The organism is Dyella sp., from assembly GCF_035503745.1.
Taxonomy (GTDB): Bacteria; Pseudomonadota; Gammaproteobacteria; order Xanthomonadales; family Rhodanobacteraceae; genus Dyella_B.
In genome coordinates this window covers 58,060-72,674 of record NZ_DATJTC010000038.1, presented here as the reverse complement: position 1 = coordinate 72,674, position 14,615 = coordinate 58,060, and the positions used below count along the sequence as shown (strand labels likewise).

The window sequence follows — 14,615 nt, the reverse complement described above, 5'->3', positions numbered from 1 at the left end:
GCGATGACGGAGGATGCTAGCACGCAAAATCAGGCCCTCGCCGGGCACTTGCTGGATCATTACGCCGGCCGCATCGCGCGGACTCACCGGCCGTACGTGCTCGGCCTGTCGGGTTTGCAGGGCAGCGGCAAAAGCACGCTTGCGCGCGTACTCAAGATCCAGGCCGAACATCGTGACTGGCCCACCGAAGTGCTTTCGCTGGACGATTTCTACTACTCGCGCAGCGAGCGCGAGGCGCTCGCCCACCAGATCCATCCGCTGCTCAAGACGCGCGGCGTGCCGGGCACGCACGAAATCGAACTGCTGCTGTCGGTGCTTGCCGCGCTTCCCCATGCATCGGAAAAACTTCCCGTCACATGGCCCCGCTTCGACAAAGGGCGCGACACGCGCATGCCGCCCTCCAAGTGGCCGCGGGTGATTCGTCCGCCGCGCCTGGTAATCGTGGAAGGATGGGCGCTGGGTTTGCGCCCGCAGTTGGAAAGCGCATTGGAGCCGCCGGTCAACGAACTCGAACGCACCGAGGACGCCGACGGGCGCTGGCGCCATTGGGTCAACAAGCAACTGCGGGCCTACCAGCCGCTGTGGCGCAAGCTCGATGCGCTGATCGTGCTGCAGGCGCCCAATTGGGAGGTGATCCGCCGCTGGCGCAGCGAAACAGAGAAAGAGCTGCTGGCCCGGGGCGCGCCGCTGGCCATGGATGCGCAGGCCATGCTCCGTTTTCTAGCCCATTTCGAGCGCCTCAGCCGGCACGCGCTAGCCACCCTGCCGGTGCTGGCCGATACCTGCGTGGAATACGATACCCGGCACCACGTTACCGGCCTCAGTCACAGCTGAGATCATCAGCCGGCAGCCGAGCGGCGCATGCGCACTGCGGGGCAATCTGCCGGGTCATACGTCGCCCGAGGCTTTTTTGCCCGATCCTCCGAGCCTGGAAATCGGCGATGCTTTTAGGAACAGAACGATTGGTGGCGTCTGTTTGCCCACCCATAATCGGTCTCGCTGAACCCGGCAAGGAAAAGATGCGGGGTTTTCAGCAAGTCCGCTCCGCCGCCTGCTTCCCCATTGTCCGGCGCGGGCGCCAACACGTCCTGGCCCAGCCCCGTGGTTCGACGCGCCCCATGCGATGTTTCGACGACGGCTGCCAAAGGGCGGATTACCACCCGCGATACAGCAGCCGAATGTCGTTCCCATGGACCTACCGCACACCTCTACCCCTTTCGAACCGCTCTCCATTCATGGCCGCCCGGTCAGGGTCGCCATCGCCGACGACCACCCCCTCCTGCTTGCCGGCCTGGCCTACGAACTGGAAAAGCAGTTGGACGTCACCGTCGTCGGACAGGCGGCCAACTCCACCGAGCTGGTCGATCTGCTGAACAAGCACCCGGTCGACGTGGTCGTTTCCGACTACACCATGCCCGGCGGCAACTACGGCGACGGGATCGCCCTGTTCGGCTTCCTCAAGCGCCGGTTTCCGGCCGTGCGGCTGATCGCGCTGACCATGATGAGCAATCCGGCGATCATCCGCTCGCTGATGATGCAAGGCGTCCAGTGCGTGCTGAGCAAGGCCGATTCGCTGGTCTACGTCGCAGGCAGCCTGTACGCCGCACTCAGCGGCAAGCGCTATTACTCGCCGGCCATCGAGACCATCGTGAAAACGCATCGCATCAGCGGCGATTCCACCGTGCCGCCGATCAGCCGGCTGACCCAGCGCGAGCTGGAAGTGGTGCGGCTGTACGTATCCGGCTACACCGTCAGCGAAATCGCCGAGCGCCTGCACCGCAGCAAGCAGACCATCAGCACCCAGAAGATGAGCGCCATGCGCAGGCTGGGCATCCGGCGCGATGCCGACCTCATCATGTATGGCGTCAATGCCAACCTCACCTCGCAACCGGTCAGCACAACCGCCGAGGCCATGTCTCTACCGGCCGAAGGCATGCCGGAGGGCGCCCTCGACGCGGCTCAGTCCGCGTCGAGGAAGCTGGCGTAGCCCTGGCGCGCATCGGGCCATTGCAAGCGAAATCCGCTGGCGCGCAGGCGCGCGTTGCTGAGTTTCTTGCTGCCGATGGATGGCGGTGCCGGACCATCGGGCACCGCTGGCGCGCCGATGCGTTCGGCCAGCTCGCCGTACAGCTGGTGCAATGGCAACGGCGTGTCGTCCACGCCCAGGTATAAGGCTTGCGGCTCGCGCAGGTGCAAGAGGTGCGCGATCGCCGCCGCTGCATCATCGACGTGGATGCGATTGGCCCAATGCGCGGGTGTACGCGGCGCGCACGCGCTTCCCGCGCGCAGACGCTCAAGCAGTTGCAGGCGACCCGGTCCATACAGGCCGGCAAGCCGCAGCACGATCGAAGGCACCGCTTGCCCGGACAACAGGTGTTCGGCTTCCAGCAACACCCTGCCGTTGAAACCCAACGGCGCCGGCGGCGTGTCCTCGTCAATCCAATCGCTTCCGTGCTCGCCGTACACCGCGCTGGACGACACGAACAGCACGCGCTTTAGTGGATGTCCATGCAAAACCCGCAGCAGGTGGCCCAGGGCTGCCACGAAAACGGCGCGGTAGGCCTGTTCTTCGCGCGCGTCCGGCGCGGGCAGATAAACCAGTTGCGTGATGGGCGCGGCAAGCTCGGGGATGCTCTGCGCACGCGTGAGGTCCGCGCGCAGCCACTGCACCGGCGAGCCACCCTGCGCGGGCGGGTTGCGCCGCAGCGCGTAGACCTCATCGCCGCGCGCCAGCAACAACGCCGCCACGCGTTGCCCCAGGTCGCCGCATCCGGCCATCAACACTCGTTCGGACATCTATCCACCTTGCTAGGGCCTGTTTACACTACGGGCATAGCCCGCGTTGCGTTGGAGTGGCTGTCAGGTGGCAGTGCGTGGCGCCGGCTTGGCTGGTTGCCAAGCCAAGCCGCGCGCTGCCGCATGGCGGCCATTGCAACGCAACCCGCAGGGCCGGGTCTGTTTGCCCGCCATCCTGCGTCATCGCTTAGCCGTGTACGGACGTACACGCCTGCGATCTTCCTTGGCTGGCGGGCAAACAGCTTTCGGCGCGGGCCACGCCCGTAGTGTAAATAGGCCCTAGACTCGACGCATGAATCCTTCGTGCAACCTCTTCCTTGTCGGCCCGACCGGCGCCGGCAAGACTTCGATCGGCCGGCAACTGGCGATCCGCTACGGCATGCCGTTCCTGGATCTGGACCAGGAAATCGAGCGCCATACCGGCGTGCCGGTCAGCCGGATCTTCGACGTCGAGGGCGAGGCGGGCTTTCGCCGGCGCGAAGCGGCGATCCTGGACGAATGTAGCCGCCGCCGCGGCGTGCTGCTGGCCAGCGGCGCCGGCGCCGTGCTCGACCCGGACAATCGCCGGCATCTGGCCGAACGCGGCTTCGTCATATGGTTGCAGGTTACCGTGGCCGTGCAACTGCAACGCCTGGCACACGACACCTCGCGCCCCCTGCTGGCCGATGCCGATCGCCGGCAAAAACTGCAAAGCATGGCCGCTGCGCGCACCGCGCTGTACGAGAACATCGCGGACCTCATCGTGCCCCACGGCGGCGAACACGAAGGCGTTGCCGCCGCTACCGAGCGCTGCGTGGCGCTGATCGATCGACACTGGAACCGGCAAGCCGCATGACTGACCAACCGAACGGGCAAACTATCGACGTCGCACTGGGCCAACGCAGCTACCCGGTATGGATCGGGCGCGGCCTGCTCGACAATCATGCGCGCTGGCGCAGCGCATTGCGCGGCCGGCATGCGCTGGTGATCAGCAATCGCACGGTGGCGCCGCTGTACCTGGAACGCATCGCGCGTGGCCTGGAAGGGCTGCACTGGTCCCAGTTCCTGATCGAGGACGGCGAAGCGCACAAGAGTTTCCATAATGTCGGCCTCGCGCTGGAAGCACTGGCCGCGCTGGGCGCCACCCGCGATGCGTGTGTCATCGCCCTCGGCGGTGGCGTCGTGGGCGATCTGGCGGGTTTCACCGCCGCCTGCTGGATGCGCGGCATCGATTTCATCCAGATCCCGACCACGCTGCTGTCGATGGTCGATTCCTCCGTCGGCGGCAAGACTGGCGTGAACCTGCCCGCGGGCAAGAACCTGGTCGGCGCTTTCCATCAGCCGCGCGCGGTGGTCGCCGACATCGGCACGCTGGACAGCCTGCCCGATCGCCAATACCGCTGCGGCCTGGCCGAAATCATCAAAGGTGCGGCGATCGGCGACGCCGAACTGTTCGCCTGGCTGGAACAGCACGCCCCGGCCCTGAATGCGCGCGAGGAAACGGCGTTGACGGCCGCCATCGCCGCCAAGGTGCGCTACAAGGCCGGCGTGGTGGCGCGCGACGAAACCGAACAAGGCGAACGCGCCCTGCTCAACCTCGGGCACACGTTCGGCCATGCACTGGAAACCGCCGGCCACTACACCGCCCTGCTGCACGGCGAGGGTGTGGCGGTTGGCATGCTGCTGGCGGGACGTCTGTCCGAGCGGCTCGGCATGAGCGGCGCCGCCGACACGCAACGCATGCAGCGGCTGCTGCAAGCGGTGGGTCTGCCAACCGCCGTGCCGGCCGGATTCGACGCCGAGCAATTGCTCGCCCTGATGCGTCTGGACAAGAAAAACATCGCCGGCACGCTGCGGCTGATCCTCTGGCGCGGCATCGGCCGCGCCGAAATCGTCGCGGGCGTTAACGAAGCCGACGTACTGGCCGTGCTGAACGAGGCCACCCGGGGCCTGGGCTGACCCGCTTTTGCCCGGACGCGCGAACGCGCCCCGAACTGGCGCGCAGCCATGGAAACCCTCGCTAGCGGCGCGCCGACCCTCCAGGGCCTGTTTACCCGCTTGGCGTGGCCCGCTGTTTGCGTGCCAGCCAAGGAAGCGCGCAGGTGTGCACGCCCGTACACGACTGAGCGATGACGACAGATGGTAGACAAAAGACCGAGCCCTGCCGGTTGCGCTTCAATGGCCGCCATGCAGCAGCGCGGCTTGGCTTGGCAGCCGTCGGTTGCCACGCACTGCCACCTGACAGCCACTCAAACACAACGCGGGCTACGCCAATGGCATGAACAGGCCCTAGAATGTTGTTTCTGCGGCGTGACAGCCGCACCGTTCAACCGTGGACGCCATGCGCCTGTATCTGCAAACCATGCCCGCCTCGGCCGAAGCGCCACGCTATGTCCAGATCGTGCTGGAGCAGGATCTGCTCGGCGGCTGGACGCTCTACCGCGAATCGGGAACCCAGGGTGGCCGCGCCACGCTCAAGCGCGATCAGTACCTGGAACGCGATGAGGCCATCGCCGCCTTTGAAAAAGTACGCGACGCCCAGCTCAAGCGCGGTTTCCGCGTGATGTTCGCCCAGGGCATAGACGGCCCGTACGGACGCCGATAAATGAATTCACTCGTAAAGAACGATCGCTTGCTGCGCGCCCTGCGCCGCGAGCCCACCGACACCACGCCCGTCTGGGTGATGCGCCAGGCTGGCCGCTACCTGCCCGAATACCGGGCCACCCGCGCCAAGGCCGGCAGTTTCATGGCGCTGGCGCAGAACCCCGAACTGGCCTGCGAAGTGACGCTGCAACCGCTGCGCCGCTTCGATCTGGATGCGGCGATCCTGTTTTCCGACATCCTTACCATTCCCGATGCGATGGGCCTGGGACTGTCCTTTGCGCAGGGCGAAGGCCCGCACTTCGCCCGCCCGGTGCGCACGCACGCGGACGTGGCGCGGCTGGGCGTGCCGGACATGGAAACCGAACTGCGCTACGTGATGGACGCGGTGCGCGTCATCCGCCGCGAACTGGACGGCCGCGTGCCGCTGATCGGCTTCTCCGGCAGCCCGTGGACGCTGGCCTGCTACATGGTGGAAGGCGAAGGCTCGCGCGATTTCGCCAGTGCCAAAGCCATGTGCTGGAACGAACCGGCACTGGCACATACGCTGCTCGACATCCTGGCGCAATCGGTCTCGGCCTATCTGATCGCGCAAGCGGCCGCCGGCGCACAGGTGCTGATGGTGTTCGATACCTGGGGTGGCCTGCTCAGCCCTTCCGCGTTCGGCGAGTTTTCGCTGCGCTATTTGACGCGCGTGGTCCAAGCGCTGAAGGTGGACGATCGCACGCGCGAGGTGCCGCTGATCCTGTTCTCCAAGGGTGCCGGCGCGCACCTGGCCGCGCTGGCCGATACCGGCTGCGCCGCGCTGGGCGTGGATTGGACCATGGACCTGGCCGATGCGCGCCGCACGGTGAACGGCAAAGTGGCGCTGCAAGGCAATCTCGATCCGGCGGTGCTGCGTGCGAGTCCGCCGATCATCCGCCGCGAAGTGCGCAAGGTGCTCGACAGCTACGGCGCCCACCCCGGCCACGTGTTCAATCTTGGCCACGGCATCACGCCCGAGGTCGACCCCGAACACGTCAAGGTGCTGGTGGATGAAGTGCACGAGTACAGCCGCAGCCTGCACGCGCGCTGACCCTTCGCCGCATAAACCAAACGACCGCGTCAGGACACGGAGCGGCATGGCCCGCTCCGTGCCGATCCGTCGCGCGCTCACGAAGCGCGCATGTCTTCCAATTCGATGCCGCGCGTTTCGCGCACCGCACGCATGACGAACACCAGCGACAGCAACGCAAACAGCGCGTACAGGCCGTAGGCAAAACTCAGCCCGATTTGCGCCAGCCACGGGAAGGTGCTGGTAATGGCGAAGTTCGCCAACCATTGCGCGGCCGCCGCCACCGCCAGCGCAATCGCGCGAATGCTGTTGGGAAACATTTCACCCAGCAGCACCCATACCATCGGCCCCCAGCTCAAGCCGAAACACACCACATAGGCATTGGCGGCCACCAGCGCGACCATGCCCCACGGCGGCGGCAGGCTGAGGTTCGCGCCGCTGCCGCTGGCCTGCGAGAAACACAGGGCCATCAATCCCAGCGTGACTGCCATGCCGGCCGAGCCGATCAACAGCAGCGGCTTGCGGCCGATCTTGTCCACCAGCGCAATGGCCACCAGGGTCACCAGCACGTTCACGATGGACGTCGCCACGGTGATGGTGAACGAATCGGCTTCGCTAAAGCCCACCGAATGCCACAGCGTGGAGGAGTAATAAAAGATCACGTTGATGCCGACGAACTGCTGGAATACCGACAGCAAAATGCCCGTCCACACGATCGGCAACAGTCCCGCGCGCGGCCCGCGCAGATCGCGCAGCGCAGGGCGGTATTCGGAGTGCAGGCTGTGCGCGATGTCGTTGACCTTGGCATCCAGCGCGGCGTCGTTATGCATGTCCAGCACTTTGGCCAGCACCGCGCGCGCTTCCGGCAGGCGTCCGCGCGCCACCAGGTAACGCGGCGACTCAGGCACGCCCAGCACCAGCACGCCGTACATCAGCGCCGGCACGGTGGCGACCAGGAACATCCAGCGCCACGCCTCCATGCCCAGCCACAGCACTTTCGATGCGCCGCCGGCGGTGCCGGCCAGCCATGCATCGCTGAGCAAGGCCACGAAAATGCCCAGCACGATCGCCAACTGCTGCATTGAGCCAAGCCGCCCGCGCACGTTCGCCGGCGACACTTCGGCGATGTAGGCCGGCGCGATCACCGAGGCCATGCCCACGCCGATACCGCCGACCACGCGCCACAGCATCAAATCGCCCACGCCGTGCACCAGTGCCGAACCGATCGCGCTCATCACCAAAAATAGCGCCGCCACCTGCATGGTGCGCACGCGGCCCATGCGATCGGCCAGCGGCCCGGCGTACCAGGCGCCCACGGCCGAACCGAGCAACGCGCACGACACCGCAAAACCGATCTCCCCCGCGCCCAGGCCAAAACCATGACGCACCGCATCAACCGCGCCGTTGATCACCGCCGTGTCGAAACCGAACAGAAATCCGCCGATCGCCGCCGCCGCCGCGATCAGCACCACGCGCGCGGTGGTATGCGAATCCTCGCCTTGGGCGGCCTGCGTATTCGTATCTAGATTCATGGATCATGCTCCCCGCATGATGGTGCCAAGTGGTTGCCGATTCTGCGTGCGTGCCTGCGCGCTGTCCGCCTGAATACGTATGCAGGCCAGGGCCTGTTTACCCTATTGGCGTGGCCCGCGCTGCAAGAGGGTAAACAGGCCCTAGAAGCTACCACGAGCCGCGGCGTCCGCCGCATCGGCAACCCCGTGGGGTGCGTGTTCGAAGAACGCTTTCACCTGCGCAAGATCCCGCGTACGCGGCATCGGCGGCAGGCTGGCCAGAAACAAGCGGCCATAGCCCTTGCTGGTCAGGCGCGGGTCGCACAGCACCAGCACGCCGCGGTCGTGCACGTCGCGAATCAGCCGGCCGGCGCCCTGCTTGAGCGCGATCACCGCCGAGGGCACCTGCCAACCCATAAAAGGATTGACGCCTGCTTGCTCCAGCGCTTCCAACCGCGCCTGCAATACCGGATCGTCCGGCGCCGCGAAGGGCAGCTTGTCGATCACCACCACCGAAAGCGCATCGCCGGCCACGTCCACGCCTTCCCAGAAGCTCGCCGCGCCCAGCAGCACGCCGTGGCCGCTGGCGCGAAACTCCTCCAGCAAGCGATGCCGCGGCGCCGTGCCTTGCACATACAGCGGCCAGGGCACCCGATCGGTCAGCAACTCGGCCGCGCGGCGCAAAGCGCGGTGGGAAGTGAACAGCAGGAAGGCGCGGCCGTCGGAGGCCTGCAACACCGGCAGCACCGCATCGATCACGCGTTCGGTGTGATCGCGCGCGGAAGGATCGGGCAGTCCGTCGGGCATGTAGCACAACGCCTGCCGCGCGTAGTCGAACGGGCTTTCCAGGCTTAGTGTCTGCGGATCGTCCAGACCGAGCTGGCGCGCGAAGTGACCAAACTGCCCGGCGACCGACAACGTCGCGGATGTGTGAATCCACGCGGCCTGCGTGCGCTCGCGCATCGCGCGCAGCGGCGCGGCCAGGTCCAGCGGCGTGGCATGCAGCGCGAAGCCGCGCGGAAACAGTTCGTACCAGCGTACGTCCTGCGCGGAATGTTCTTCGATGATGCGATCAAGGCGTTCGGTCAGGCTTGCCGCGCGCTCGTGCACATTCATCAAACCGCGCGAACGCTCGGCCTGCGAGGCGAGTACGTCGGTCAGCGCGGCCAGCAGATCGCTCACATCGCGCAGACCCGGCTGCGCGCCCTCGCGTTGCAGCAGATCGCCGAAGGGGCCGCGCGGCGGCAACGGATCGAGCGTAAGGCGCAGCTTGCGCACCGCTTCCTGCAGGGCTTGGACCGGTTCGAGCAACAGACCGATCGCGCCGGTCATGCCGTTGCATTCGGAAAGCGCATCTTGTGCCAGTTCGGTGAGCTGGCGCGCGCTCAGGCTTTGCGAAAAGAACTGGCCGGCAAGCTCCGGAATCTGATGCGCTTCGTCAAGGATGAAAGCCTGCGCGCCCGGCAGAATTTCGCCGAAACCTTCCTGCTTCAAGGCAAGGTCGGCAAACAGAAGATGATGGTTGACCACCACCAGGTCCGCTTCCTGCGCTTCGCGCCGTGCCGTCACCACATGGCACCCCTCATAGAAGGGACATTCCACGCCGAGGCAGTTTTCCGGGGTGGAGGTAACACGCAGCCACAAGGGCGAATCTTCCGGCACTTCGGCCAGTTCCATGCGATCGCCACGGCGCGTGCGCGCCGACCAGGCGCGGATCGTCGCCAGCTGCTCGGCCTGCGGGCGGTCCATGCTGGCGCCTTCGCGCACGGTCTGGTCGAGCCGGTACAAGCAAAGGTAGTTGGCCCGGCCTTTAAGCAGCGCGGTTTTCAGGCGCGCCCCCAGCACCGAGCGCACTTTGGGCAGGTCTCGAAAGAACAGCTGATCCTGCAGCGCCTTGGTACCGGTCGACACGATCACCCGTTCGCCCGACAGCAACGCGGGCACCAGATAGGCATAGGTTTTCCCTGTGCCGGTGCCGGCTTCGGCAATCAGCGTTTCGCATTCGGCGATGGCGTGCTGGACCGCGCGCGCCATCGCCTGCTGCGCCGGGCGCGGGGCGAAATTGGGCAACTCGCGGGCGAACGGGCCGTCGGCGCCGAGCAAGGCGCCGATGTCTTCGGAGTCGATCATCCCGGCAGTATCGCGCAGCATCGCCGCGCGGGAAACCAGTGTAACCTTCCGGGGCCGATGCAAACCGCTGTAGACATATACCGTCCGTCACATCAACGCCATCAGGAACAACGCCCATGAACGTCGAGCTGCAAATGCTGATCTGGAGTGTCGCACTAGGCCTGGTGCAGGTCGCCATCGCCACGACAGGCATGGTCGCGCAACGCGGACTGAGTTTTGCCGCCAGCCCGCGTGACAAGGTGTTGCCCCCAATGGACGGCCTTCCCGGCCGGCTGGATCGCGCCCGCGCCAATTTGATGGAAACGTTCGCGTTCTTCGCGGCGGCGGTGCCGATCGGATACCTGCTGCAGCGTCACACTGCCATGACCGCGCTCGGCGCGCAGCTGTATTTCTGGTCGCGGCTGGTGTACGTGCCGATTTATGTGCTGGGCATTCCGTATGTACGCACGCTGATCTGGACGGTGAGCGTCGTAGGTATCGTCATGCTGGTCGTGCCGCTGTTCTGATTCGCCCAGGCCATCAGGCGACACGCTCCACGCCGGCCGCGTCGACGACGCGGCCGATGCCTTCGCGCGCGATCGCAACCATCGCGTCGCGCAACAAGTCGATCGCGCAGTGCCGATCCACGCCGATGCGAAACAGCAATTCGCCGTCGGCGCTGCGCGAGGAGTGAATCGAATCGAGATTGATGCCGCGCTGTTCGAACACGGACAACAGCGCACGCAGTGAACCGGGCCGGTCCACCGGCAGGAACACGCTGATGAAACGCGGCTCGCGCAAATCAGCCAGCAGATAGCCCACGCGCTCGAAGGCGTAGCTGCCTTCCGCCACCGCGCGATCGCCCATGTACGCACGGCTTTGATCGAGCAACTGCTCGCGCAGCTGCCGGCGCGCCGCATCGTCGCCGCGCCGCACCAGGTCGCGCAGCGTATCCAGTTGCGCGGCCAGGCGCTCGAGCATCGGCGCGACGTGCGGATTTTCGAACTGGATGTCCTGATAGATCGCCGGATTTCCCGCCAGGATGCGGCGCGTCACCGCGACGTCCAGTTCGTAGCCCACCGAACCGAACGGACCGATGCCGTCCAGATCGCCCACGGCGGGCGCCAGCTCGCGCAGCACCGCGCCTTGCGCCATATGCGTGGCATGCACCATGCCCTGCACCAGCGCCATCACGCGGTCGTGCTGCTCGGCGTCGGCGCGCACGCAATCGGCTTCGCTGGCGGCGAGAAACTGTTCCAGCCACGGACGCCAACCGGCCACGCGCGCTTCGCACACCACCAGCGCACGTCCGCGCAAGGTGGCCGATTTGGGCGCGGCACTCATCGGATGCAGGCCCACCACCTCGGCCTGCGAGGCAAGCATCGCCGCGACCGGCGCGGCCTTGATCGAGGTGACGTCCAACCACAATTGTCCGCGCTCGCGGCCATCGGCCTGTTGCACGTATTGGCCAATGATCGAGCATGTCTGGCGGATCGGCGCGCAAAACACCAGCACGTCGACCGCCTCGATCAACGCGCGTTCGGAGAGTTCGTCCTCGCTGCCGGGATCGCGGCCGAACACGCGCAGCCCCATGCGCTGCTCAAAGAAACGGCGCAGCCAGCGTCCGTAGGCCCCGTGGCTGCCGACCAGCCCGATCCTTGGTGCGGCCTTCATGGGCTTAGTAACGCTGGATACCGGGTTCCCGGCAGGCTCGCACGCTCTTGCTGGCCTGCTGCGCGCCGGCGGTATCGTCAGCGTGCTCGCGGATCTCCACGATGGTCTGCCAGTTGCGTGCACACAGCGGCCCCTGCTTGGAGCCCAGCGTCCACGATTGCTGCGCAAGTTTGGAGGCCATGTTGTAATTGCCCATATAGACGGCCAATTCGGCACGGTCCTGCAGCACGTCCGGCGATTGGGGATTGCGCTTGAGCGCCATGTCCAGCTTGACGGCCGCGGCACCGTACTGGCCGCTGCGCTCATCGTCGCGCGCGCCGGCCTGCAGCGCGGCGATGGCAGGATCGACCAGCGGATGTACGTTGATCACCGATTTGTCGCGCTCGCCTGCCGCCTGGATCTCGGCCACCATCGCGGCGTTGGATTTCACCGGCGGCTTGGGCGCTTCCGGTGCCGGCTGCGCGCAGGCGGCCAGCAGGACAGTTGCCAGCGCGGCGGGCAGCAAGGGCGTGCGGAACACAGACGATCGGAACGGCATGGTCATTCTCGGGTGGTGGGTGCGGGGGTATCGGCCGGCGCGGGAGTGCTGGAACCGGAACTGAAGAGATTACCCACCTTTTGCCAGAAACACCCCTCCGTATCGGCCGGGAGCGAGCCGGCGATCACCGGCACCTGCTTGGCGCCTTCGCATCCGGGGTCGCTGCGCTTGCCATCGGCGGGGTTGATCCAGGCCATCTCCAGCCCTTCGCCGGGGGCGGCGGGCAGCGGCTCGGTGGGCAATTTACGGAACAGTTCCTGCCAGGCACGCAGTGCGCCCGTGGCGCCGAACAGATGGCTGGGCTTGTTATCGTCGCGACCCATCCAGAACACGCCCAGGCGGTCGCCGGTGAACCCGGCGAACCAGCTGTCGCGCAGATCGTTGCTGGTGCCCGTCTTGCCTGCGGTGTGCAGCGAGGCGAGGCTGGATTCGGCCAGCGAATGGGCCGTGCCGTAGGTCGTTACCTGTTGCATCGCCCACGTCACCAGGCGCACCGCCGGCTGGTATTCGCCCGGCCCGCTCTGCACTTCGTAGCGCTTGATGGTGCGACCGTTGCCGTCGACGACGCCGCTCACTGCCAGCAACGGCAGTGCATGACCGTCCGAGGCCAGGTACTGGTAAAGCTGCGCGACCTGGATCGGCGCCAGGTCGATCGCGCCAATCAGCAGCGAAGGACCAGGCTGGATGGTGGTGAGGCCGAAGGAATCCAAAAACGCCTTGATGCGCGGCACGCCCACGTCCAGGCCCAGGTGGATGGTGGCCAAGTTCCACGAATACGCCAGCGCATCCACCATCGGCACCATGCCGTGGCTCTGGTTGTCGTCGTTATGTGGCGTCCACGGCGTGCCGTCGGGCTGGCGCATGCTGATCGGCGAATCGTCCAGCTCGGTGGCAAGGTTCCAGCGTTCCGGTTGCGTCAAAGCCACCAGATAGACAAACGGCTTGATGGTCGAGCCGATCGGCCGCTGCGCATCCAGCGCACGATTGAAGCCCTGGTCGCCGGGGAACTTGCTGCCGACGACCGCCAGTACGTGGCCGGTCTTCGAATCGGTGATCACGGCAGCGGCCTGCGTATCGTCACCGCGCTTGCCGAGGTTTTTGATCGCGGTGCTGATGGCCTGCTCGGTATAGAGCTGTGTGGCCGGATCGAGCGTGGTGAAGATCGACAGGTTGCCCTTTCGCAGCGTCTCTTCGTCGAAATCGTTGGTGATCTGCGCGCGCACCAGCTGCATGAAGGCGGGGAAGCGATCATGCGGCAATTGGCCGTCCGAAATGACGCCCAGCGGCGTGGCCTTGGCGGCGTTCGCCTGATCCGGGGTCATGAGGCCGGTGCTTGCGAATTGATCCAGGACCAGATTGCGCCGCGCCAGCGCACGGTCGGGATAACGGCGCGGGTCGAACTGGCTGGGTCCTTTCACCAGCCCCACCAGCAAGGCGATCTCCTGCGGACGCAGGTATTCCAGGCGCCGCCCGAAATAAAATTCCGACGCCGCGGCAAAACCGCGCACGGCCTGGCTGCCCTGCTGGCCGAGGAATACCTCGTTGATGTATGCATCCAGTATGCGCGACTTGCTGTAATGCATCTCCAGCAGCACCGACATCAGCGCCTCGTTCAACTTGCGCTGCATGTTCTGGTCGCGGGTCAGGAACAGATTGCGCACCAGCTGCTGGGTGATCGTGGACGCGCCCTGCACGGTATGGCCCGCGCGCAGGTCGGCGAACGCCGCGCGCAGGATGGCGGTGAAGTCGATGCCGATGTGGTGTTTGAAGTCGCGGTCTTCCACCGCCTGCAAGCCGGTGATCAGCAAGGGCGGCACGTCGTTCAACTGCACGATGCGGCGGTCTTCCTGGCTGGCGCCGTACACGGTGGCGATGCGCGCGGGATCGAGATGGGTTTCGCGCAACGTCTTGCCGCTGGAGAGATCGGTGACCGACAGTACCTTGCCCTGTCCCAGCGTCACGCGGATGCGCTTGGGCAATTCGCCGCCATCGGGACCGGCGTAGCCGCGCGAGGAAATGAAGTAGCTGCCGCCCTGCCTGGCCCAGCTGCCGGGCACCTGGCCGTGGCCGTCGGCGACATAGCCGGCGAAGGTCAGTTCCACTTCAAGCGTGGCCGGCGTCATCGGCACATCCGGCGCCAATCGCAGCGGCTGCGAATACACGCGCGTGGGCACGGCGAAAACCAGATCGGAGAAGCGATCCTGCACGCGCTTGTCCAGGATCAGCGAATAAGGCAGCACGAAGCCGAACAGCAGGCCTGTGCAAATCCAAAAGGGAATACGCAACCACGGCCAGCATGCGCTGGCGATCGATCGAATTCGGCTCAGAAAGTCCAACGCGGGAGTATCCAGGT

Annotated in this window: 13 protein-coding genes; 7 read left to right on the top strand and 6 right to left on the bottom strand. The window is 66.0% G+C overall.

All coding sequences use genetic code 11. The annotated features are described in order from the left end of the window. Positions 1–3: 3 nt before the first annotated feature. Together VME63_RS15390 and VME63_RS15385 are read left to right on the top strand one after the other, a co-directional pair. Positions 4–834 (top strand): kinase, encoded by an 831-nt coding sequence (locus VME63_RS15390; RefSeq protein WP_325434234.1) that lies wholly within the window; start codon positions 4–6, stop codon positions 832–834. A gap of 355 nt (positions 835–1,189) precedes the next feature. After that, positions 1,190–1,987, top strand: coding sequence for a response regulator transcription factor (locus VME63_RS15385; protein ID WP_325434233.1), 798 nt, complete (start codon positions 1,190–1,192; stop codon positions 1,985–1,987). Here the strand turns inward: VME63_RS15385 and VME63_RS15380 are convergent. After that, the gene (locus tag VME63_RS15380) at positions 1,960–2,796 is read right to left on the bottom strand and encodes an NAD-dependent epimerase/dehydratase family protein (protein ID WP_325434232.1); all 837 of its coding nucleotides are present in this window, start codon (positions 2,794–2,796) and stop codon (positions 1,960–1,962) included. The two genes, VME63_RS15385 and VME63_RS15380, sit on opposite strands and share 28 nt — an antisense overlap. Positions 2,797–3,088: 292 nt before the next feature. On the opposite strand from VME63_RS15380, the gene VME63_RS15375 reads away from it, so the two are divergent. From VME63_RS15375 to hemE, 4 genes are all read left to right on the top strand, one after another. Next, entirely contained in the window at positions 3,089–3,631 is a 543-nt protein-coding gene (locus VME63_RS15375) for a shikimate kinase (RefSeq protein WP_325434231.1), read from the top strand. Next, positions 3,628–4,734, top strand: a complete 1,107-nt coding sequence (gene aroB / locus VME63_RS15370; protein WP_325434230.1) for a 3-dehydroquinate synthase — start codon at positions 3,628–3,630, stop codon at positions 4,732–4,734. The genes VME63_RS15375 and aroB overlap by 4 nt, the downstream gene beginning before the upstream one ends. A gap of 382 nt (positions 4,735–5,116) precedes the next feature. Further along, positions 5,117–5,380 carry a WGR domain-containing protein gene (locus VME63_RS15365; protein ID WP_325434229.1) on the top strand — a complete coding sequence of 88 codons (264 nt, stop codon included), beginning with the start codon at positions 5,117–5,119 and terminating at the stop codon, positions 5,378–5,380. Then, a complete protein-coding gene (gene hemE, locus VME63_RS15360; RefSeq protein WP_325434228.1) occupies positions 5,381–6,451 on the top strand; it encodes a uroporphyrinogen decarboxylase in 1,071 nt (356 codons plus the stop codon). Positions 6,452–6,528: 77 nt separating this feature from the next. Here hemE and VME63_RS15355 read toward each other — a convergent pair whose 3' ends face one another. Together VME63_RS15355 and VME63_RS15350 are read right to left on the bottom strand one after the other, a co-directional pair. Then, entirely contained in the window at positions 6,529–7,962 is a 1,434-nt protein-coding gene (locus VME63_RS15355) for a sugar porter family MFS transporter (RefSeq protein WP_325434227.1), read from the bottom strand. Positions 7,963–8,103: 141 nt separating this feature from the next. Beyond that, positions 8,104–10,071 carry an ATP-dependent DNA helicase gene (locus VME63_RS15350; RefSeq protein ID WP_325434226.1) on the bottom strand — a complete coding sequence of 656 codons (1,968 nt, stop codon included), beginning with the start codon at positions 10,069–10,071 and terminating at the stop codon, positions 8,104–8,106. A 116-nt stretch (positions 10,072–10,187) separates the two neighbouring features. On the opposite strand from VME63_RS15350, the gene VME63_RS15345 reads away from it, so the two are divergent. Further along, entirely contained in the window at positions 10,188–10,577 is a 390-nt protein-coding gene (locus VME63_RS15345) for an MAPEG family protein (protein WP_325434225.1), read from the top strand. Positions 10,578–10,590: 13 nt separating this feature from the next. Here VME63_RS15345 and VME63_RS15340 read toward each other — a convergent pair whose 3' ends face one another. The 3 genes from VME63_RS15340 to mrcB are packed head-to-tail and all read right to left on the bottom strand — an operon-like array spanning position 10,591 to position 14,598. Further along, complete coding sequence (locus tag VME63_RS15340) at positions 10,591–11,724, bottom strand: prephenate dehydrogenase (RefSeq protein ID WP_325434224.1); 1,134 nt, start codon at positions 11,722–11,724, stop codon at positions 10,591–10,593. 4 nt (positions 11,725–11,728) lie between these two features. After that, on the bottom strand, positions 11,729–12,262 hold the full coding sequence (locus tag VME63_RS15335) for a tetratricopeptide repeat protein (protein ID WP_325434223.1): 534 nt from the start codon (positions 12,260–12,262) through the stop codon (positions 11,729–11,731). A gap of 2 nt (positions 12,263–12,264) precedes the next feature. Beyond that, a complete protein-coding gene (mrcB, locus tag VME63_RS15330) occupies positions 12,265–14,598 on the bottom strand; it encodes a penicillin-binding protein 1B (protein WP_325434222.1) in 2,334 nt (777 codons plus the stop codon). Positions 14,599–14,615: the final 17 nt, after the last annotated feature.